A 20,929-nucleotide genomic window follows, 5' to 3' on the forward strand; every position below is an offset into this window, starting at 1 on the left:
GCGGCCCTGCTGGTGCATCAGCCCGAGGTTGCGAGAGGCGAGGTACGGATGCGGGCGCTGTGCTCGAGGTAGAAATCGCCGCGGACGATCCTGCCGGCGCCGACCCGCAGCATGACGCACCGGGGGCGCCACAGGAGGATCTCGCCCCGCCGCTCGATGCAGAGATCGGCGCTGTAGAGGCCACGCTGCATGGTCAGCAGCGGGCAGTCGAACTCCACCTGTCCCGGCCCCTGCTCCAGCCTGAAACCGGCCTCGGTGGCCAGTTCCGTGCAGAGATATCCGCTTGGCCAGTTGAAGGAGAGCCGCACCACGGCATCATCCACCGGCTGCTTCGCCTCGTAGGAAAGGCGGCAGCGGAAGGGCTTGCCGGTGGCGACCGGCCCGGCCCCCGCCGTGTCGAAGGTCAGCCCGGTGATGGTGACCGGGCCCGATGCCTCGCCCGGATCCTGCGCGAGCAGGCTCTGGACCGACGCCTGGTAGGCCTCGATGACATCGCGCGGGTCGCCTTGCTGCAGGACGCGGCCGCCGCTGAGGAGGATGGCCCGGCTGCAGATCCGCTCGATCGCCGCGAGGTCATGCGAGATCAGGAGCACGGTCTTCCCTGCCTGCCGCAGCTCCTCGATGCGCTCGAAGCAGCGCGCCTGGAAGGACACGTCCCCGACCGCCAGGACCTCGTCGAGCAGCAGGATGTCGGCATCGAGATGGGCGGCGATGGAAAAGCCGAGCCGCACGAACATGCCCGAGGAATACCGCTTCACCGGCACGTCGAGGAAGGTGCCCATCTCCGCGAAATCGACGATGCTCGGCAGCTTGCGGGCGATCTCGCGGTAGCTCATGCCAAGGATCGCGCCGTTGAGGAAGATGTTCTCGCGGCCCGTGAGGTCCGGCTGGAAACCGGCGCCGACCTCCACCAGCGAGGCAAGCCGGCCCGTGATCTCGATCTCTCCCTCGGTCGGCGCCGTGATGCCCGAGAGCAGCTTGATCAGGGTGGTCTTGCCCGACCCGTTCGGGCCGATGACCCCGAGCGCCTCGCCGCGCCGGATCTCGAAGCTCACGTCCCGGAGGGCCCAGAACAGCTCACGCCCGGGCAGGAGGCCGAGCAGGCGACGCCGGCCCTCGCCGTGATCCGGCACCCGGAAGCGCTTGGACACCCCTTTGACGCGCACATCGATCATGGTCCGCATTCCGGTTCCGGCGGCCGGCTACATCTCGTCAACGATCTTGGCCTCCAGGCGCTTGAATGCCCAATAGGCGAGAAGGAAGAACACGGCGCCCGAGACCGCGCAATACAACAGGCCGCCGGCCGCCGGCACGCGGCCCTCCAGCACGGCATGCCGGAAATCATCCACCAGGATGGCCAGCGGATTCGCCCAGTAGATGGGGCGGAACCACTCCGGCACCGCCGAGGCGGGGTACACGACCGGCGCCGCGAACATCAGGATCTGCAGCATCAGCGGCAGGGCGACGTTGATGTCGCGGATGCGCACCTGCATCGCGGACAGCAGCAGGCAGAGCGCGGCGGCGTGAAGCGTGAGGACCGCGACGACCGGCATGGCGGACACCGCCCAGGGCGTGACCGGCAGGCCATAGGCCAGCACCATGCCCAGCATGACGAGCAGGGCGATCACGAAGTCGAACAGCGCCGCCGCGACATAGGAGAGCGGCACGATCTCGCGCGGGAAATAGACCTTCGCCATCAGCGGCTGGTGCGACAGCATACCGCCCGCCGCCGTGCTCATGGCCGTCGAGCAGAAGCTCCATGGCAGCAGCCCCGCCATCACATAGAGCGGGTAAGGCACCGGCGCGGTGTCGTAGCCGATGACATGCGAGAAGATGGCCGCGTAGAGCAGCATCAGCGCCAGGGGCTGGAGCACGGCCCAGAGCCAGCCCAGCACCGATTGCCGGTAGCGTATCTTCATCCGGGTCGCGGTCATCGCGCGGAAGAGGCCGGCGTAGCGGGCCAGGGACCTCAAATCGTCCGGAACGGAGCTCAGGAACGGCCGCGTCGGCCGGATCACCGTCCTCGGGCGCCGGGGCTCGCCGCTGGAGCCTGCGGCGTGCAGGACCTCTACATCGCTGTTCATGCTGCCCTCATTGGGACACTGGGCTGCCGAGCGCCCGCCCGATCACCTCGGCCACTCGCCGCTGGCTGTCCACCTTCGAGAAGAAGGTGAGATGGCCGCCAGGCACGTCATGCACGCGCATGCGCTCCGTCCGCCTGTCCCAACCCTGCGCGACATCGCGGTAGAACCAGATGCGGTCACCGGCGCGGAAGAACTGGATCTCTCCGGCATAGCGCCCGCCCTGCCGGTACTCCCGCACCGCCTGCCAGATGACCGACCAGATATGAAGATACTGCTGTTCCTCCGCCGTGGCGGGCAACCTCTGCTCCTGCCGCTCACGCAGGAGGCGGCGAAGCCGTTCGGGGACCTGGCCGGCGCGCATGATCTCGAGGCCGCGCCGCACCCGTCCGCCCAGCCGCCGCACCCAATGGATCGGCTCGTAGTAGCCGTTCACCGGCGTGTCGAACTGCGCCAGCAACGCCACCTCCCGCCCCTGGGCCCGCAGCTGCAGGGCGAGCTCAAGCGCCAGGATGCCGCCATCGCATTGGCCCGCCAGGAGGTAGGGACCCTCCGGCTGGATCGCCAAGATGTCGCGCAGGAACTCGGCAGCGATATCGGGGATCGTGGTCAGCAAAGGCTCGCCTGCGAGCAGCCGCTGCTCCTGCAGGGCGAATATGTCGAGCTGGAAGAAGGGCTGCTCAGGTTCGAGCGCGCGGCTGAGGTCGCGGAATTGCGGGGTCGACCCGCCGACGAACAGCGGCGGGCGCGTCCCTCCCTCGAATACCGGAATCGCCGCGGAGCGGGACCGGCCCTCCATGCGGAGCCGACGCGCCATGCCTTCCACTGTCGGCTCGTGGAACAGCAGCGAGACCGGAACCGGCCGGCCCAAGGCGCGGCCGATCTCATGCGCCACCGCGATCGCCTGCAGCGAATGGCCGCCCAGGTCGAAGAAATCCGCGCCGGGATCGGGCGGGCGGCGCTGCAGCACCTTCTCCCAGATGCCGGCCACGGTCTCTTCCAGGGCCAGGTCGGACCGGCTCTTGGCGGAGGCCCGCGAGGGTGGCGGGGCCGCCGGCGGCGGCGGCGCGGCGCGGCCAGGCAGCGTCCATGCAGCAGGGGGAGGCCCAAGCTCCGCGATGCGGCTGCGCGGCTGAGCGGCGACTTCCGCCAGGAGCTGCACGTAATGCTCCAGCAGGTTGCCGATCTGCTTGGCAGTGAAAGCCCCGGTGCGGTACTCTGCGCGCACCCATCCCGCGCCAGATGGCTCCTCGATGACGCTGAGGCCGAGGCCGAACGGAGCCGCCCCAGCCTCGACGACGTAGGGCGCTGCCGTCAGGGTGCCGAAACGCTCCATCGGCGCCGCAGCGGGAACCGAGGCGAACAGGGTCTCGAAGATCGGGTTCCCGCCAGCACTCCGCGCCGGGTGCAGGGCCTGGACCAGCCGGTCGAAGGGAATGTCCTCATGCGCCAGCGCCTCGAGCATCGCCTCCTTCGCGCGACCCAGCAGGTCTGCGAAGGCGGGGTTGCCGGAAAGATCGGCGCGGACCACCACGATGTTGCTGAAGAGGCCGATCACCTCCTCGAACTCGACGCGGCTGCGCCTGGCTGCCGGAACCCCGATGATCTGGTCCTCCCGTCCCGACATCTGCCAGAGGAGGATCAGGAAGGCCGTCAGCGACAGCGCGAAGACGGTCGCTCCCTGCCGGGACGCAGTCGCCCTCAGGGCCGACACCAGCTCCGGGGAGAGCCAGACGGCGCGGCTCGCGCCCGCCGCCGAATGGCCCCCGGCGCCGGCCGGAAGCGGCGGGGTGGAGGCGCCGGCCAGCCGGTTGGCATAGCGTGCCAGCTGCTGCCGGAAATCCTCGCTGTCGAGCCACTCCCGCTCCCACAGGGCGCAATCGGCGTATTGCAGTGACGGGGGGCGCAGCTCCGGCCGCACACCTTCGGCGAAAGCCGCATAGCAGGTGACCAGCTCACGGGCGAACAAGCCGAGCGACCAACCATCCGCGACGATGTGGTGCAGCGTGCACAGCAGGATGTGGTGCTCAGGCCCAAGCCGGATCAGCAGCACACGCAGCAGCGGCCCGTCCTTCAGGTCGAAGGGGGTATGGGCCGCCTGCCGTGCCGCGGCATAGGCTGCCTTCTCCTGCTCCAGCGCCTCCGTCAGGTCCGTGACGGCGAGCACCCTGGGGCTGTCCCTGTGGACGAGTTGCACGGGCTCACCGTCGACGACGTCGAAGGTGGTGCGCAGCGCCTCATGCCGGCTGAGGATGACCCGCAAGGCGAGTTCCAGCGCGGCGTTGTTGAGCGCGCCGCCCAGCCGGAGGCCGAAGCTGAGGTTGTTGGCCGCGGACGCGCCCATGAATTGCTCGGTGAGCCATATCCGGACCTGCCCGGAGGACATCGGAAAGGCTTCCGGAGCGTCGGGCCTGTCGGCAAGGCCGGCGCTGTCTCTGCCATGGTCGAGAATGGGCGTTTCCCTTCAGCGTGAACCGGCAGCAGGCCAGGCGTGAAGGGCGAGGCAGGGCGGCCCGAACCCTTGCGGGCCCATCTCCGCGGCACCGGTTGGAATTCTTTCCCCGATCGCCGAGACCACCACCTCAGATTGCCGAGGGCCGGCAGTGGAAAACGTCTTCGTTTCCCTGCCGTCAGTAACGCCTCTGCCTGCACCGCGTTTCCGGCCGACGCCTCCGTGCGGCTTGCGGGCCGGCAGCCAGCGCTCCTCCCTGCGCAGGAGACCCGGCTGAGCCGGGCCCCTTCCCCATGGCTGTACGAACGACGTGCCGGCGGGCATGGCCTCAGCTCTTCCGGACCTGTTGCAGCAGCAGCTCGATCTGCTCCGGCGAGAGCTTGCTCAGCTCCGCGGCGAGGGTGTCCATCCTCGGCTCCTGCCGCGGCCGGATCGCGCGCAGGCGCGGCGCGGCGCCGCTTGCCTTCGCCTTTTCGATCTCCCGGGCCAGGCCCTCGATCGTCGGAGCATCGAACAGGCTGCGGATCGAGACATCGACCTCGAACTGCCTCCGGATGCGCGCCAGCACCTGCATGGCCAGCAGCGAATGCCCGCCGAGGTCGAAGAAATTATGCGTCACCCCCGCTTCCGGGAGGTGCAGCAGGTCGCACCAGATCGCAGCCAGCCCGGCCTCCGTCTCGTTCCGGGGCGCCACATGCCAGGGCGCCGCGCTCGCCTCGGCCGCGGGCGGCACCGGCAAGGCGCGGCGGTCGATCTTGCCGCTCGGCAGCAGCGGCAGCTCCCGCATGTCGACGAAGACCGCCGGCACCATGTATTGCGGCAGCCGGCCGCGCAGGAATGCGCGCAGGTCCTCGGCGGCCGGCATGGCCCCGTTCTGGCCCACCACATAGGCCACGAGCTGCTTCGAGTTCGGGTCCGGCCCCGCCAGGGCGGCCAGCGCGACCTGCCGCACGCCCGGATGCGCCGCCAGATGCGCCTCCACCTCGCCGAGCTCGATGCGGTAGCCACGGATCTTCACCTGGCCATCCCGGCGGCCGAGATATTCGATGCTGCCATCCGCCAGAAAGCGCCCCTGGTCGCCCGTGGCGAAGAGAACGGGCGAGCCCTTGCCGAAGGGATTGGGCAGGAAGCGCTCCGCCGTCAGGTCCGGCCTGCGCCAATAGCCGGCCGAGAGGCAGTCGCCGCCGACATGGATCTGGCCCGCCACGCCCACCGGGACCGGCTGCAGATGCTGGTCGAGGATATAGACCTGGGCGTTGGCGATGGGCTTGCCGATGGGCACGGGCTCGTCGCCGCGCAACTCCCGCACCTCATGCCAGGTGACGTCGGCGGCCACCTCGGAGGAGCCGTAGAGGTTGAGCAGCACGGCCCCGGGGCAGGCGGCGCGGAACCGCCGCGCCAGGTCGTCCGGCAGGTACTCGCCGCTGGTGGTCCAGAGCTTCAGCTGCGGCACCTGCGCCCCGAGATCGGGCGCATGGTCGAGCAGCACGCGCAGCAGGGTCGGCACCAGCACGATGCGCGTCACCCGCTCCTGCGCCAGCAGCGCGAGCAGCCTCTCCGGATCGACGACATGGTCGTCCGGGATGATGAGGTTCGGCACCCCGCGCAGCAGCGGGCCGAACATCTCCCAGATGGAATCCACGAAGCCGAGCGCCGTCTTCTGGCAGCAGACCTCCCCCGATGCGAAGGGGTAGGTGCGGTACATCCATTCGAACCGGTTGATGGTCGCGCGATGCGTGCCCATGACGCCCTTGGGATCGCCCGTGGATCCCGAGGTGTAGATGACATAGGCGAGCTCGCTGCCCGCGGCGGGCGCCGGCGGCGCGTCCTGGCGCCCGGCCCAGACGGCCGAGTCCGGGTCCAGCAGGACGGTCGTGACGGTTTCGGGCAGCGTCCCGACCAGCTCACGCTTCGTCAGGATGTGCCGGCAGCCGCAATCGGCGACGAGGCGATGCAGCCTGGCAGCCGGCTGCGACACGTCGAGCGGCACATAGGGATGCCCGGTTTTCAGGATGCCGAGGATGGCGGCAAAGGCCTCCGCCGAGCGGCCCAGATGCACGCCGACCGGCGCATCCGCTGGGATGTCCTGCCCGAGCAGCGCATGGGCGACCCCGTTGGCGCGGCGATCGAGCTCGGCATAGGTGATCGGGCGCCCGGCCTCGATGAGCGCGACGGCGTCCGGGGCACGGCGAAGCTGCGCTTCGAAGGCCTGCTCGATGCGCAGATCCCGGGGATAGTCGGCCGCGGTGCGGTTCCACTCCACCAGCATCCGCTGCCGCTCCGCCTCGTCGAGCAGGGGCAGCCGCGACACCGGGACCGTCGGCGCGGCAAGCGCTTCCGAGAGCAGGTTGACGAAGTGCCGCGCCATCCGCTTGATCGTCGCAGCCTCGAACAGGTCGCAGCTGTATTCGAACTGGCAGTAGAGCCCGTCCTTATGCTCCACCACCTCCAGCGTGAGGTCGAATTTCGCCAGGCCGCTGTCGAATTCGAGCTCCTCGATCTCCAGCCCCGGCATACGCGCCACCTGCTTCGGCGCGTTCTGGAGGATGAACATCACCTGGAAGAGCGGCGTGTGGCTGCGGTTGCGCTCCGGCTTGAGATGCGTGAGCAGCCGCTCGAAGGGAAGGTCCTGATGCGCATAGGCGCCGAGTGCCCCCTCCCGCACCCGCTGCAGCACCTGCAGAAAGCCGCAATCGCCCGAGAGGTCCGTGCGCATGACCAGGGTGTTGACGAAGCAGCCGATCAGCTTGCCAAGGTCCGGATCATTGCGCCCGGCAACGGGAGTGCCCACCAGGATGTCCTGGCTGCCGCTGTAGCGCGACAGCAGGACCTGGAAATTCGCCAGGAGGCCCATGAAGAGCGTTGCACCCTCCCGCGTGCAGGCCTCCTTCAGCCGGGCGGTCAGGGCGGCATCGATGCTGAAGCTGTGCAGCGACCCGTGATGGCTCTGGACCGCCGGCCGCGGGCGGTCGGTCGGCAGTTCCAGCAGGTCGGGAGCGCCACGGAGACTGGTCTCCCAGTAGTCGATATCGGTGGCCAGGGCCTCGTCGGTGAGGTGATCCTGCTGCCAGCGGGCGAAATCGGTGTACTGCAGCGGCAACGGCGACAGGTCGAGCTGCCGGCCCGCCATCCGCCTCTCGTAGAGCTCGGCGATCTCCTCGAAGATGATGCTCATCGACCAGCCGTCAGTGACGATGTGGTGGATGACCAGCACCAGCAAGTGCTCCTCCGGGCTGAGGCGGAGCAGGCGGAGGCGCAGCAACGGGGCACGGCCGAGGTCGAAGACCTTGCGCCCCTCCTCCGCCGCCAGCCGCAGCGCCTCGGCCCTGGCCTCGGCGGCGGGCAAATGGGAGAGGTCACCGAACGGAAGGTCGATCGCCGCAGCCCGGTGGACTTCTTGCAGGATATCGCCATCCTGCTCCGTGAAGCTCGTGCGCAGCGCCTCGTATCGCTCGATGAGCGCCAGGAAGCTCTCGTGCAACGCCGTGGTGTCGAGGCGGCCCTTGATCAGCAGCGCCCGCGGCAGATTGTATGCGGGCGTGTCCGGTTCGATCTGCTCCAGCAGCCAAAACATGCGCTGGGCGAAGGAGGTCGGGAAGCGGGCACCTTCCGGTGTTTCTTCGATCGGCTTCATGCGCCCACATCCCATTGCTTGGCCCGGCACAACAAGGCCCTGAAGCGCTTTTTCCGTGCAGGATTTCGTGAAATTAGACGACTTCCGGCCAACCCTCAGGCGAAATGGAACGGCCCTGAAAGAAACGCGATCCAGGAGGCAACAAGCGGAACTGCCATGTTCTTCGGCTTTTGCCGGAATGGAGCGGCAGGGTCGGCGCCGGATACTCTCCGAATTGATGGTCTCCAATACCGTCAACCTGACTGAAGGCCTGAGGGCAGAACCCGGCCCGGTAGATGGCGGAATGCGCTCACTGCCGCCAGACGCTTCCATGCCGGATACTGCTTTCCGGAAGCGGTTGACCTAACCCTCGGATCGCTTGACCCGACGGCACGGCAGACCTGCGACGCCGCAGCCACGGCGCTCACCGGGATCGGGATGGGGTTCCATGCGGCGGCCAGGAACCACATGATGCCGGCACATGAGCGAAAGCGGAGGAGGGCGGCATGTGGTGGCCATCTCGTCGGGCGCGCATGGCCGTGGCGGCCATATGCGTCCTGGGGCTTGCTTCGAATGCGCTGGGGAGCGCAGACGACGACGCATCGGCGGTATTCGGTGTCAGGATCCCTGCCGGGTATCGCGACTGGCGGCTGATCAGCGTGGCTCATGAGGCAGGCAGCCTCAACGACATCCGGGCCATTCTCGGCAACGACATCGCCGTGAGGGCTTTCCGGGACGGCACGCGCCCCTTCCCCGACGGTGCGATCATCGCAAGACTGGCGTGGCAGTACGTACCCTCCGCCGAGAACAATGCGGTCTTCGGTCAGGCCCAATCCTTTGTCCCGGGCGCTGCCACCAACGTCCAGATCAGCGTCAAGGATTCCCAGAGATACGCCGGCACGGGCGGTTGGGGATATGGCCAATTCGAAGACGGCAAGCCGAACCGCAGCGAGGCCCTGCTCAACACATGCGCCCCCTGCCACGCGCGTGCGTCGAAGACGGACGACTTCGTCTTCACCCGTTACGCGCCATAGCGCCCTTGCCCGCTGACGCAGCGGAGGCTTGCGGCGTCATCCCGGTCATCGCCGCGAACGGGCCTCGGACAGGCTGAACCTTTCGCCCATCGCGCGGCAGAGGCTTTCGAACATGGCCTGCTCGTCGGCATCCGGCCTGCCGGTAGAGCCAGGGATGGGAAGGCGCGGTGACGTCCGGGCCTTCGCCCACATCTCCGACCTTGGACGCTTCGCATGTGCGGCCGAGGCAAGGTGCGCAGGGCCCGCAGGTCAACTGGCCACGCCTCCGGCAGCCCGCGCAGGCGCTCGGCTTGGCGGCGGGCGGTCCTACAGCGACACCCTGCCCTCGATCACGGTTGCCACCCGGCCCCCTACCCAGATCTGCCCGCCGTCGCTGCTGACGTGGATGCGCCCCTGGCGCCCGAGTTTCGTTCCCTGGCATGCGATGTAGCGAGCCCGCGCCCGTCCGCTGCCCACCAGCCATTGGGCGATGCTGGCGTTCAGGCTGCCGGTCACCGGATCCTCGTAGCCCTCGCGGCACACGAACCCGCGCACCTCGAAATCAGCGTCCGTCCCATCCCTGTCCCGATCCCAGGGCGCGACCACGCCCAGCGGCACATCGCCGAGCACGGCGTAGTCGGGAGTTGCCGCAAGCGCCTCGGCCCGCGAACGCAGCAGCACGGCGACCCAACCGGGCCCGTTATCGACCCAGCTCGCATCGACCGCCGCCTCGGCCCCGAGCCCGAGGCCGCGCAGGATGCGCGCGACAAGCTCCTCGTCAACCGGCCCTGAGCGCAGGAGCGGCGGCGCGGCGAAGGCCAGCCTCTCCCCCTCCCGGCGGATGCGGACCAGCCCCACATCGCACTCCTGCACGATGTCCTCGCCGCGAGGCATCCCCCCGGCCGCAAGCCAGGCATGACAGCTGCCGAGGGTCGGATGACCGGCGAAGGGCAGCTCGCGGGCGGGCGTGAAGATGCGGACACGGTAGTCTGCCTCGGGCCTCGTCGGCTTGAGTAGGAAGGTGGTCTCGCTCAAATTGGTCCAGTTGGCGAAGGCGGCCATCGTCCCGTCGGGCAGGCCGTCGGCGCCGGCAACGACCGCGAGCGGGTTGCCCCCCAGGCTTCGTCCCCCGAACACGTCGACCTGGTGGAATGCGTAATCCGGCATGGCTGGTCTCCCTGCGCGCGACACCCAACCTCCTCCCCGAGCGCGCCGATGGCCCGGTACGGTCGCATCGAGGCGGCAAAAACTGTTCCGGCGTCCGGGCAGCACACCATCACGCCGCCCAAGGACGCCGCGCAACAGGCTGATCCCACCAGCGGCCTCCTATGGCGCGACCGGCAATACGGTCCCAAGGAGCGGCCCATCCAACAGGACAGCTCGGGCACCCCGCGGCACCGCCCCGATCCAGGCTTATGCGAGGGCATGCACCACCGGCGCCGGGAGCGCCGCCATGACGCCCTTGCGGCCGGCAGCCCTGGCCGGGCCGGGCCGCGCAGCCGAAGCCAAGGAACACGGAGAGTTGGACGACAATCACCGGTATCAGGCGGGCACGACTGGAAGCGACGTAAAGGCCTGGCTCCGTTATCCACCTGACGGGGTAGGATGACACCCCATATTCCAACGGCTGGCGCCCCATCATGCCGTCACCGCAGGTCGCTCACCGGCTTCTCGCATGACGCTGCCGCTCAGGCACGCTAGATCATCGAAACCTTCGCGTTTGGCAATCACAGGGACCCGCGAGAGGATTGAAGGTGACCGCAGCTTCAACCCCAAGCACTGCCCCGAACGACCGGCCCAGTCATCCATTCGCGCCTCGGCACGACATCCTGGGCGACGATCCAGTCACCTGGGGCGAGCAGATCGCGGTCATCCAAAGCGAGCTGCTGGAAGCCGTGGCGAGGGGATGCTCCCTCGAAACCTGCCTTGTCGCCATCGCGGCCGCAGTGTCGTCGCTCCAGCCGGCGACGCGCGGCTATATCTTGCTCCCGGCCGCCGACGGCAAGGTCTTCGCCCGCAGCTTCGCCGCCGATCCGCGCAGCCCGTTCGGTGACGGCGTCCGGGACGCGCCCATTTCGACACTGGCTATCGGCACCTGCGGACAGGTGGTGTATCGCGGCGAGCCTGCGATCTGCACCGATATCGCCGCCGATGACCGCTGGGCGCCGGCCTGGCGGGAGCTGTGCCTCGAGCACGGCATCCGGGCCTGCCGGTCCGAGCCGATCCTGGGAAGCGCGGGCACCTGCCTGGGCTCCCTCATGCTCGCCTTCGACGAGGCACGCGAAGCGAGCCAACGCGAGCTTCAGATCGCACGCTTCGGCACACGCATCGCCGCCATCGCGATCGAGCGGGATCAGGCCGAGCGGGAGCGCGCCTACTTCGTCGATCGCCAGCGCCGCATGTTCGACCAGGCCCCCGGGTTCATGTGCATGTTCGAGGGGCCGGAGCACATCTGTACCTTCGCCAATGCCGCCCATCGGCGGCTGTTGGGGCACGAAGATCTCATCGGGAAGCCGGTGCGGCAGGTTTTCCCCGAATTCGCAGACCAGGGCTTCGTCGAGCTGCTCGACCGGGTATACGCCACCGGCGAGCGCTATGTCGCCAAGGCCGCCGCCGTCAGGTTGCGCACCGACCCCGCCGGCACCGAGCGGGAACTCTACCTCGACTTCGTGTACGAGCCCGTGGTCGACGGAGCTGGCCGGGTCGTTGGCATCGCCTGCGAGGGCCATGACGTCACGGAAGCGATCGCCACGCGCGAAGCGCTCCGCCGAAGCGAGGCACGGCAGGGATTCCTGCTCGCGCTGGGGGACCGGCTGCGGCGCCTGAGCGACCCGGCCGAGGTGACGCTTGCCGCCGCCGAGATGCTTGGCCGCCACCTGGGCGTCGCGCGCGCCGGCTATGGCGAGCTGGACTCCTCCGGGGAGGTGATCAGGGTCGAGCGCGACTGGGCCGGCCGCCTGCCGAGCCTTGCAGGAGAGGCCCGGCTGCTGGACGGCTTCGGCACGACGATCGCGGCCGAGCTTCGCGCGGGGCGCACGCTGCGGGTGGACGACAGCGCGGCCGACCCACGGGCAAGCGGCCAGGATGTTGCCGAAACCTGGGCCAGCATCGATCTGCGCGCGATCATCGCGGTGCCGCTGATCAAGGGCGGGCGCTTCGCCGCATTCCTCTATGTTCACGAGCCGGAGCCAAGGGTCTGGACGGATGACGAGGTGACGCTGGCCGAGGAGGTGGCCGAACGGACCTGGAGCGCGGTGGAGCGTGCCCGGGCCGAAACGGCGCTGCAGGCCAGCGAGCGCGAGCTGCAGCAGCTGGCGGACACGCTCCCGGTGCTGGTCTCCTACCTCGATGCGGAGCGGCGCTACCGCTTTGTCAACCGGCCCTACGAACTCTGGTTCAAGCGGCCGAAGGCCGACATCGTCGGCAGGCACGCCGCCGATGTCATCGGCGCCGAGGCCTATGCGCAGGTGCGGCCACACCTCGACCGCGTCTTCGCCGGCGAGACGATCACCTTCGAGCAGCGCATGACCTATGCGCCGGGGCACGACCGCCATGTGCATGTGGATTACGTGCCCCGCCTTGCCGGCGGCCGCGTGGAGGGCGTCTATGCCCTCGTTCAGGACATCACCCCGGCAAAGCGCGCCGAGGAGAAGCTGCGGCACAGCGAAGCCCTGTTCCGGGGCGTGTTCGACTCGGAGCTCATGGGGCTGACGATCTTCGATACGGGCTCGGGCGAGACGCTGACCGTCAACAAATGCTTCCTCCGGATGACCGGCCACAGCCGTGCCGATTTCGACGAGGGGCGCTGGGACTGGCGCGAGTTCACGCTGCCTGAATACCTGCCCCTGGACGAGGCGGCCGTCGCCCAGGCGCGGGAGCGCGGCTGGTGGGACCCCTTCGAGAAGGAGTATCGCCGGCGCGACGGTTCCCGCTTTCCGGTCCGGATCTCGTCGGCCCCCCTGCCGGGTGAGCCTGGGCGCGTCGTCGTCTCGGTGCAGGACATCAGCGCCATGCGGGCCGCGGAGGCCGAGCTGCGCCGCAGCGAGCAACGCCTGCGGCTTGCCAAGCAGGCCGCCGGCCTCGGGGTCTGGGACTGGGACCTCGTCACCGACGAGATCACCTGGTCTCCCGAGATGTACGGCCTGCTGGGCGTCGACCCGAGCACGCCGGCGACGCAGCTCTATGCGGCCTGGGCCGAAGCGCTCCACCCGGAGGACCGGGCCGAAGCAGAGCCGCTGGTGCAGGCGGCAGCGCGCAACGGGGGCTCCTTCAACTTCGACTTCCGCCTCATGGCCGGGACCGGCGAGATGCGATGGATCCGGTCGCAGGCCGTGGCCGTCGATGGGCCGGACGGCACGCCGATCCGGCTCACCGGCGTGAACCTCGATGTCACGGCGGAGCGCCGCGAGAAGGAGCGCCTTCACCAGACGGCGCAAACGCTCGCGGCCGCGGTGGCCGAGCGCACGCGCGAGCGGGACCGCATCTGGGACCTCAGCCGGGACATCATCTCGGTCTGGAGCATCGACGGCGTGCTGCGCCAGGCCAGCCCGGCCTGGGAGCGCATCCTCGGCTATCCGGCCAGCGAGGCCGAAGGCCGGCGCCATGTGGAGCTCAAGCACCCGGACGATGTCGAGTACGGCGTGCGGGGCCTCAGCGAGCTGGCGTCCGGTTCCGCCCTGAGCGGCCATGAGGATCGGTACCGCCATGCCGATGGCAGCTATCGCTGGATCTCCTGGACCGCCGTGCCGCAGGGCGAGGTCGTGGTTGCGATCGGCCGCGACGTGACCGCGGAGCGGGAGCGGCTGGCCGAGCTCGAAGCCGCGCAGGAGGCGCTGCGCCAGAGCCAGAAGATGGAAGCGATGGGCCAGCTTACCGGCGGCGTTGCCCATGACTTCAACAATCTGCTGACCCCCATCGTCGGCGTCCTCGACCTGCTCCAGCGCAAGGCGGTCGGCGGCGAGCGGGAGCAGCGCCTGATCGCCAATGGCATCCTGGCTGCCGACCGGGCGAAGACGCTCGTGCAGCGCCTGCTCGCCTTCGCCCGCCGCCAGCCGCTGCAGCCGGTGCCGGTGGACATCGCCAAGCTCGTCACCGGCATGTCCGAGTTGGTTGCGAGCACCTCGGGGCCGCAGATCAAGGTCGTGGTCGAGGCACCGGACGGCCTGCCGCCAGCCAAGGCCGACCCGAACCAGCTCGAGATGGCACTGCTGAACCTCAGCGTGAACGCACGGGACGCCATGCCCGACGGCGGGACACTCCGCATATCGGCGAGTGCCGAGATCGTCGGCGCAGGCCATGGCTCCGGTCTCAGGCAGGGGGCATATGTGAGACTCTCGGTCGCGGATACCGGCGCCGGCATGGACGAGGCAACGCTGAAGCGCGCGGTCGAGCCGTTCTTCTCGACCAAGGGCGTCGGCAAGGGCACGGGCCTCGGCCTGTCGATGGTGCATGGCCTCGCCCTGCAGCTCGGCGGCGCCTTGACCATACGAAGCCGGCCCGGGCTCGGCACGAATGTCGAGCTCTGGCTTCCTCGCAGCGATGCCGCTCCGGAAGCGACCGACGCCGCGCCCGGTGCGGCGCCCATCGATGCATCGCGGGGTACGGCGCTGCTGGTGGACGACGAGGAGCTGGTTCGCCGGAGCACGGCCGAGATGTTGGCGGAGCTCGGCTATGTCGTCGTCGAGGCGGCCTCGGGCGAGGAGGCGATGCGGCTGATCGATAGCGGTGCGCGATTTGACCTGCTTGTCACCGACCACCTCATGTCCGGCATCAACGGCACCGACCTCGCCCGCGCGACGCAATCGGTCCGGCCCGGACTGGCGATGCTGATCATTTCAGGATACGCCGAGACCGACGGCATAGCGGCTGACCTGCCGCGGCTTACCAAGCCGTTCCGTCGTGACGAGCTGAGCGCCGCGTTGGGTCATGTGTCCAAGCGGCCCTGATGGCCTGAGCGGGAAGTAGCCCCCCAAACCCCGGTTGCATCACCCTCCGCCCTACCATTGGACGCTGCAAGTCGACGTCCAACTCGAACAATGGAACGGAAGCTTGAGGGACCCGCAAACGGCGCGGTTACTTCGCGCCTTGCGGCCATGCCCACCACAGGAGAGCCGCCGCCAGAAGCCAAACCGTGACAATGAACACGGCGCCCGCACGGCTGACCGCCCGCCCCCCGGCCTTCGCGGCGGCCATGCGGTGCTCGGCCATGATGTCGGACGGAACCATCCGAACGGCCAACAGGATCGCCAGCGGCAGCAGGATGGCTTCGTCGAGGTAGCCGAGCACCGGGATGAAGTCGGGAATGAGGTCGATGGGCGACAAGGCATAGGCGGCAATCGCCAGGGCGAACGCCCTCGCGTACCAGGGCGTCCGCGGGTCCCGAGCCGCAAGGTAGAGCGCGTGAACGTCACGCTTGAGGGCCTGCGCCCAAGCCTTGATCCGTTTCAGCACCTGCGTCGCCCATCCAGCCTGCCCATTCGATTACCTGGACTTTCGCCCGAAGTCTGCCTTCCCCCGAAGACGCCAGATCCGATGGGATCGCCTGTTCCGCCCGGGCAAGGCGCCGGTGCCGGCATCGCGGTGCGGGTGGGTGCTTCGCGTGCACCGCGGGCACCCGTTGCGGACAAGGGCCAGCCTCAGACGGCACCCGCGGCCACCGCCCGCGATGCCGCAGGCGGCAAGGGCTGACCAATTGCGCCGCGGCAGCCGAGATGGCCGAAAGGTCGGATGGGGCGCTTCCGCCGCCGGTACGGGCCTGCGGCCCAAGGCGCGAGGCCATCCGTGCCACCGGTTCGGGTTGGCTGCGTTGTCTGGCAGCGGGGTGGAAAGCGCCCCATGAGCTGCAAAGGGACGACCTGCATGACCATCTCCGAAATGCTGAGCGCGGCGGTTGGCAAACCCGTTGCCACGGCGGCCCGCGCCGCCCGCCAGGCGCTCGAGCGCATCGCGCCAGCGAAGGAAGCGATGACGCCGCCACGCACGGCACGCAAGTCGAAGGGCTGGCGCAAGCACCTCCGGGCGGCGAAGGCGCAGCAGCGAGGCTAGCAGGCCGCAACGGGCGGGCCGGAGCGCCATGCCCGCATGACGCTGGCACCCAGGCCCTGGTCCAGCCCAGGTCACGCCCGTCGGCAGGCGAGCCGGCAGGCTGAAGGCCGTGCAGGTCCCGCTTGACCTCACCAGTCTGGAAAGCCCTGATATCGCAGGCACTTCATTGACAAGGCTTCATGCCCGACCTGTTCAGCCCCTACACCCTGAAGGGCGTGACCCTCCGCAACCGCATCGCAATGTCGCCCATGACCATGTACCGGTCGGTGGACGGCAGGGTGGGCGACTACCACGTCATGCTGATGGGCTCGCGCGCCGCCGGCGGCTTCGGCCTGGTCTTCCCCGAGCAGATCGCCATCACCCCGGACGGCCGCACCGGCACCTGCTGCGCCGGCCTCTGGGATGACGCCCAGGTGGAGGGCCTGGCCCGCGTCTGCGCCCTGGTGAAGGAGATGGGGGCCGTCCCCGCCATCCAGCTCGGCCATACCGGACGCAAGGGCAGCGAGCAGAAGCCGTGGGAGGGCAAGCGCCAACTCGCCCCGGATCACCCGGATGGCTGGCAGGTCCGCGGGCCATCCGCCATCACCTATGGCGGCCGCTACACCTACCCGGTGCAGGCGCTGAGTGTTCCCGAGATCCACGCCCTGCACCAGGCCTATGCCGATGCGGCGCGGCGGGCCCTGGCAGCCGGCTTCGAATGGCTGGAGATGCATTTCGCCCATGGCTACCTGGGGGCAAGCTTCTTCTCGCCGCTCGCCAACCAGCGGACGGACGCATATGGCGGCAGCCTGCAGAACCGGCTGCGCTTCCACCGCGAGGCGCTGGATGCCGTGCGCGCCGTGTGGCCGGAGCGGCTGCCCTTGACCATGCGGCTCGGCTCCGACGACCTGCATCCGGACGGGGTGCAATTCGACGACGCGGTCTGGGCGGTCGGCGAGCTGAAGCGGCACGGGCTGGACCTGGCCGATCTGAGCCTTGGCATGAACACCGACGACCTGCGCGAGCCGCCCTTCTCGCAGGCCGCCTTCATGGTGGAGCGGGGCAACCGCGTCCGGCGCGAATGCGGCATCCCGGTCGCGGTCAGCTGGAACCTCGGAACGCCGGCGATCGCGGACCGGGTGATCCGCGAGGAGCTGATCGACCTCGTGTTCCTGGGCCGCCCGGCCCTGGCCAACCCCCACTGGCCGATCTGGGCCGCGCGGGAGCTGGCGCATGACGACCCCTTCTCGCTCCTGCCGCAGGACTGGTCCTGGTGGCTGAACAACCGCCCGGGTTCGGAGAACTCGCATGGCTGGCCGGCGGCCTCGGCCAGGTCCTGAGCCTCTACCCATGCCCGGCCGCTGCTTCCGCTGCGGCCATGATCGCCGCATCGCCCCTGCAAGCGCTCGGCGGCCCGACCGCGCCGGCGTCAGGCGGACGGGGTCGACAGTGCCTGGGCAAGGTAGCCGGATGCGAAGGCGACGAGGTCGGCCGCCCAGGCAAGCACCGCCCCGGCCGCACCGACCTTCCCCGCTCAGCGCGGGATGGAGGAGACCCAGTGCGGCACCTCGGCGAGCCGCTCGCGCAGGAAGTCGATCGGCGGGCGGCAAAGCCAGCCACCTTGCCGGCATCCAAACCGGTATGGGAGACCGCCGTGACCGAGGTCGTACTGATCAACCCATTCGTCGTGCCTGCCGCGCTGCGGGACGAATACCTGGCGACGTACCACGCCGTCATGGAGCGGTTGAGCCAGCAGCCGGGCTTCCTCGGCGGCGGCCTGCATCGGGCGGTCAATCCCGACGGCGTGCGGTTTCAATTCATCAACGTCAACCGTTGGGCATCGGCAGAAGCCTTCCATGCCGGCATCGCGGCGGTGAACCCGACCGAGATATTCGGCGACCTGGCGCAGCGGATCGAAGCGAATCCGGCATTGTTCACGGTCGAGACGTCCTATCCACCATCCGGTGCCTGAGCCACGCGCGTACCGTCGCGGGAGGCGCCACGGCCGGAACGCTCGGCGGCAAGATCACCCGGCTGGCCGCGCCTCCCGGCCGACGGGATTGCCCGGCCATGCCTGTGCGGCGGGGACACCATCGTCCCTCGCCCCGGGCCCTCCCCCTACCGGGCCCGCAGGTGGCGCAGGCGATGCAGGAACGGACTCTTGGTCAGCACGTCGTAGAACGCCCTCGGGCGCTCGGGGTCCAGCAGTTCGTGATCGGCCAGGAAGCGCTCCGGCCCACTCACAGGCGGTGGCTGGAAGGGGCGCAGGGTGCGCCCCGTGCCCCCCCGCAATTCCTCGACCGTTGCGATCAGGCTGCCCGTCCGGGCCAGAACGGCCGAGACCCGCCTCGGCTCGACGCCAAGGTGCTCGCCCAGCAGGTCGTCACGGCAGGACGCGATGGTCGCGGCGACCGGGCCCGCCCGCTCGGCCTCCGCGGCCTCGATGGCGAGGTCGCATTCCGTGTCGTAGCCCATCGAGCGGTTGTTCAGATTCGACGAACCGACCCGAATCAGGCGCTGATCCACGATCATGATCTTGGCATGCACGTAGATCGGCTGCCCGCCGGCCGTCACCGGGGTATAGATGCGGAGGCGCCCGAAGCGGTCGGCATGGCCCAGCATCGCCAGCAGGCGCGCCCGCGCGGAGCCCATCGCCGCCTCCTCGAGCCATCCCTCCGCATTCGATGGATTGACCACGACGAATTCCGGGCCCTCCGCCTGCGAGAGGCGCGTGGCGATCGCCTCGGCCACGGCGCGCGACGCGAAGTACTGGCTCTCCATGTAGACGAACCGTTCGGCCGCCCCGATCGCCGCCCGGTACAGCGCCTCGATCTCGCGGGTCTCGGGCCGTTCCCCATGGGCCGGGGCGGTGCGGGCGATGGCCACCTCGACCTCGCGGAAGGTGGGCCGGAGGTCGTCCGGCCAGGGATCCGACCCGGCCGGAGGCGGGTCGAGGCGCTCGCCGCGGGCCAGCCTCCAGCACTCCCGCGCATGCTCGCCGAGCGCGCGCGCGGCGGCACCGTCAACCGCCATCGTGGCGTCATGCCAGGGGCCATAGCGGCGCCGCGTGGTCGGCCGGCGGCGCCACGGCTCGTCGTCCAGGTGCTCGCGGGTGTCCCAGCGGTCGGCCGTCATATCGATCCCCCCGCAGAAGGCGAGGGCGTCGTCGATCACGACGATCTTGTGGTGATGGGCCGAGCCGGTCGGATGCGCTCCGTCCAACCCGATATGGATGCGCCCGCGCCAGAGCCAGCGGGCCACCGTGAAGACCGTCGTCCCGCGGCCGAGGACCTTCACGACGCCCAGGTCCCAGCGCAGGATGTGAATGCTGAGATGCGGCTTGGTCTCCGCGATCCAGGACAGCAGCCCTCCGAGCGAGTTCGGCGCCTTGGGGTGTGCCGGCTCCCGCTCCAGCATGATCCGCGTGTCGAAGTCCCATCCGATAAGTATGATCGCATGACGGGCGCGCAGCATTGCCGCCTTGACCGCGCGGAAATAGCCGGCCGCGTCCACGACGAGCGCGGCCCGACTGGCGCGCTCGATGCGCCAGCAGGTTCCGCCGGGTTGCAGGATGGGTCGGCCGGGCATCGTTCTCGTCTTCGCTCCCCGCCGTGACGGCGTCCAGGCCTATTGCTACGTGCCTCCGCCGTACTGTCCAGGCTGCGCGCCGGCGCCAAGGCGAACACCGCGATCCGGGCCTGGTTTCGCTCATCGCCGGGGGAGGCCCGAGGCTGCGCCGGCGTGCCGCCGGCCTGGGCCAGCCGGCCTGCGGCACCCTGCGACGGGCCCGACGCCTGGTCATGGCACCCCGGCATCCTCCCGCGACCCTCAGCCGGGGCGAGCCGCCGCGCGGCGCCATGCCGGAATGCGCACCCCGCCGCGGCCGGCTGCCGAGCGGCCTGCTGGCGCCATTGGCCTGCCTGGACAACAGGCCGGAGCGGCTTCCGCGCGCCAAGGCGAAGGGAAGCCGCTCTAGCCGCCCCATTTCGACAGGACGAAGGCTGCGAGGAAGCCGGCCACGGTGATGAGGCCTGCATAGTCATGCGCGGCCTCGAAGGCCTCGGGGATCATCGTATCGGCGATCATGGCCAGGATGGCGCCGGCCGCGACGGCCTGGGTCGCGGCGATGACACCGGCCGGGAAGTCGCTGAACACCGCATAGCCCACCCAGGCGGCGAGGCCGGAGACCGCCGCGATCCCGGCCCACAGGCCGAAGACATAAGCGGCCGAGCGGCCCGCCTGCTTCATCCCGGCCGCACTCGAGAGGCCTTCGGGAACATTGGACAGGAAGATGGCGGTCACCGCGACCCAGCTGACCGCACCGCCGGCGATCATGCTGACGCCGATGACGATGCTCTCGGGAATGCCGTCCAGCAGGGCGCCGACCGCGATGGCCATGCCGCCGCCCTCCCCGCCCGATGGCTGGCCGGCGGAGCGCTTGCGGTGGCGCGCGCCGCGACGCGACAGCCAGATATTGGCCGCCGTGTAGACCGCCGCCCCGCCGAGGAAGCCGATCGACGTCGCGTCGAAGCCGCCACGCCGGTACGCGTCGTCCATCAGCTCGAAGGACAGCGCCGAGATCAGGACGCCGCTTCCAAAGGCCATGATGGCCGCGACCAGCCGCCGCGGCACCGGGAGGAACCAGGCCAGGGCCGCCCCGATCACCAGGGCCGAGCCGCTCAGCAATCCCCAGAGCCCCGCCTGGACCGCGACCGGCATAGGTCCTCCGCCACCGATACCCACCGAT

Annotated in this window: 13 protein-coding genes; 5 read left to right on the plus strand and 8 right to left on the minus strand. The window is 69.6% G+C overall.

Features of this window, described 5'->3' with window-relative positions; translation table 11 throughout:
- Positions 1–17: 17 nt before the first annotated feature.
- The 4 genes from AC5JJ1_RS28085 to AC5JJ1_RS28100 all read right to left on the minus strand — a co-directional run bounded on the left by AC5JJ1_RS28085 (position 18) and on the right by AC5JJ1_RS28100 (position 8,167).
- On the minus strand, positions 18–1,175 hold the full coding sequence (locus AC5JJ1_RS28085; RefSeq protein WP_495788417.1) for an ABC transporter ATP-binding protein: 1,158 nt from the start codon (positions 1,173–1,175) through the stop codon (positions 18–20).
- A gap of 27 nt (positions 1,176–1,202) precedes the next feature.
- Positions 1,203–2,018 (minus strand): ABC transporter permease, encoded by an 816-nt coding sequence (locus tag AC5JJ1_RS28090; RefSeq protein ID WP_495788418.1) that lies wholly within the window; start codon positions 2,016–2,018, stop codon positions 1,203–1,205.
- Positions 2,019–2,091: 73 nt separating this feature from the next.
- Complete coding sequence (locus tag AC5JJ1_RS28095) at positions 2,092–4,467, minus strand: condensation domain-containing protein (RefSeq protein WP_495788419.1); 2,376 nt, start codon at positions 4,465–4,467, stop codon at positions 2,092–2,094.
- Positions 4,468–4,861: 394 nt separating this feature from the next.
- Positions 4,862–8,167 carry a non-ribosomal peptide synthetase gene (locus AC5JJ1_RS28100; RefSeq protein WP_495788420.1) on the minus strand — a complete coding sequence of 1,102 codons (3,306 nt, stop codon included), beginning with the start codon at positions 8,165–8,167 and terminating at the stop codon, positions 4,862–4,864.
- 512 nt (positions 8,168–8,679) lie between these two features.
- Here AC5JJ1_RS28100 and AC5JJ1_RS28105 point away from each other — a divergent pair.
- A complete protein-coding gene (locus tag AC5JJ1_RS28105) occupies positions 8,680–9,180 on the plus strand; it encodes a cytochrome P460 family protein (RefSeq protein WP_495788421.1) in 501 nt (166 codons plus the stop codon).
- A gap of 306 nt (positions 9,181–9,486) precedes the next feature.
- On the opposite strand, the gene AC5JJ1_RS28110 is transcribed toward AC5JJ1_RS28105, so the two are convergent.
- A complete protein-coding gene (locus AC5JJ1_RS28110; protein ID WP_495788422.1) occupies positions 9,487–10,326 on the minus strand; it encodes a PhzF family phenazine biosynthesis protein in 840 nt (279 codons plus the stop codon).
- Between the two features lie 587 nt (positions 10,327–10,913).
- Between AC5JJ1_RS28110 and AC5JJ1_RS28115 the strand changes: the two genes are divergently transcribed.
- Positions 10,914–15,104: a PAS domain S-box protein gene (locus AC5JJ1_RS28115; RefSeq protein ID WP_495788423.1), complete on the plus strand. Its 4,191-nt coding sequence runs from the start codon at positions 10,914–10,916 to the stop codon at positions 15,102–15,104.
- Between the two features lie 127 nt (positions 15,105–15,231).
- On the opposite strand, the gene AC5JJ1_RS28120 is transcribed toward AC5JJ1_RS28115, so the two are convergent.
- The gene (locus AC5JJ1_RS28120; protein ID WP_495788424.1) at positions 15,232–15,609 is read right to left on the minus strand and encodes a YkvA family protein; all 378 of its coding nucleotides are present in this window, start codon (positions 15,607–15,609) and stop codon (positions 15,232–15,234) included.
- 408 nt (positions 15,610–16,017) lie between these two features.
- Between AC5JJ1_RS28120 and AC5JJ1_RS28125 the strand changes: the two genes are divergently transcribed.
- The 3 genes from AC5JJ1_RS28125 (at position 16,018) to AC5JJ1_RS28135 (ending at position 18,154) form a co-directional block, all read left to right on the plus strand.
- A complete protein-coding gene (locus AC5JJ1_RS28125) occupies positions 16,018–16,203 on the plus strand; it encodes a hypothetical protein (RefSeq protein WP_495788425.1) in 186 nt (61 codons plus the stop codon).
- A gap of 179 nt (positions 16,204–16,382) precedes the next feature.
- The gene (locus tag AC5JJ1_RS28130) at positions 16,383–17,522 is read left to right on the plus strand and encodes an oxidoreductase (protein WP_495788426.1); all 1,140 of its coding nucleotides are present in this window, start codon (positions 16,383–16,385) and stop codon (positions 17,520–17,522) included.
- A 218-nt stretch (positions 17,523–17,740) separates the two neighbouring features.
- Complete coding sequence (locus tag AC5JJ1_RS28135) at positions 17,741–18,154, plus strand: antibiotic biosynthesis monooxygenase family protein (protein WP_495788427.1); 414 nt, start codon at positions 17,741–17,743, stop codon at positions 18,152–18,154.
- 146 nt (positions 18,155–18,300) lie between these two features.
- Here the strand turns inward: AC5JJ1_RS28135 and AC5JJ1_RS28140 are convergent, their stop codons facing one another.
- Together AC5JJ1_RS28140 and AC5JJ1_RS28145 are read right to left on the minus strand one after the other, a co-directional pair.
- Positions 18,301–19,770 carry a phospholipase D-like domain-containing protein gene (locus AC5JJ1_RS28140; protein ID WP_495788428.1) on the minus strand — a complete coding sequence of 490 codons (1,470 nt, stop codon included), beginning with the start codon at positions 19,768–19,770 and terminating at the stop codon, positions 18,301–18,303.
- Positions 19,771–20,154: 384 nt separating this feature from the next.
- Positions 20,155–20,901, minus strand: a complete 747-nt coding sequence (locus AC5JJ1_RS28145; RefSeq protein ID WP_495788429.1) for a ZIP family metal transporter — start codon at positions 20,899–20,901, stop codon at positions 20,155–20,157.
- Between the last annotated feature and the right edge of the window lie 28 nt (positions 20,902–20,929).

This window comes from Belnapia sp. (genome assembly GCF_059504005.1).

Excerpts from the sequence above, each read along its gene's own strand:
- AC5JJ1_RS28130 (WP_495788426.1), top strand. The coding sequence starts at position 16,383 with ATGCCCGACCTGTTCAGCCCCTACACCCTGAAGGGCGTGACCCTCCGC.
- AC5JJ1_RS28140 (WP_495788428.1), bottom strand. The coding sequence starts at position 19,770 with ATGCCCGGCCGACCCATCCTGCAACCCGGCGGAACCTGCTGGCGCATC.
- AC5JJ1_RS28125 (WP_495788425.1), top strand. The coding sequence starts at position 16,018 with ATGACCATCTCCGAAATGCTGAGCGCGGCGGTTGGCAAACCCGTTGCC.
- AC5JJ1_RS28145 (WP_495788429.1), bottom strand. The coding sequence starts at position 20,901 with ATGCCGGTCGCGGTCCAGGCGGGGCTCTGGGGATTGCTGAGCGGCTCG.
- AC5JJ1_RS28105 (WP_495788421.1), top strand. The coding sequence starts at position 8,680 with ATGGCCGTGGCGGCCATATGCGTCCTGGGGCTTGCTTCGAATGCGCTG.
- AC5JJ1_RS28100 (WP_495788420.1), bottom strand. The coding sequence starts at position 8,167 with ATGAAGCCGATCGAAGAAACACCGGAAGGTGCCCGCTTCCCGACCTCC.
- AC5JJ1_RS28110 (WP_495788422.1), bottom strand. The coding sequence starts at position 10,326 with ATGCCGGATTACGCATTCCACCAGGTCGACGTGTTCGGGGGACGAAGC.
- AC5JJ1_RS28085 (WP_495788417.1), bottom strand. The coding sequence starts at position 1,175 with ATGATCGATGTGCGCGTCAAAGGGGTGTCCAAGCGCTTCCGGGTGCCG.
- AC5JJ1_RS28095 (WP_495788419.1), bottom strand. The coding sequence starts at position 4,467 with ATGTCCTCCGGGCAGGTCCGGATATGGCTCACCGAGCAATTCATGGGC.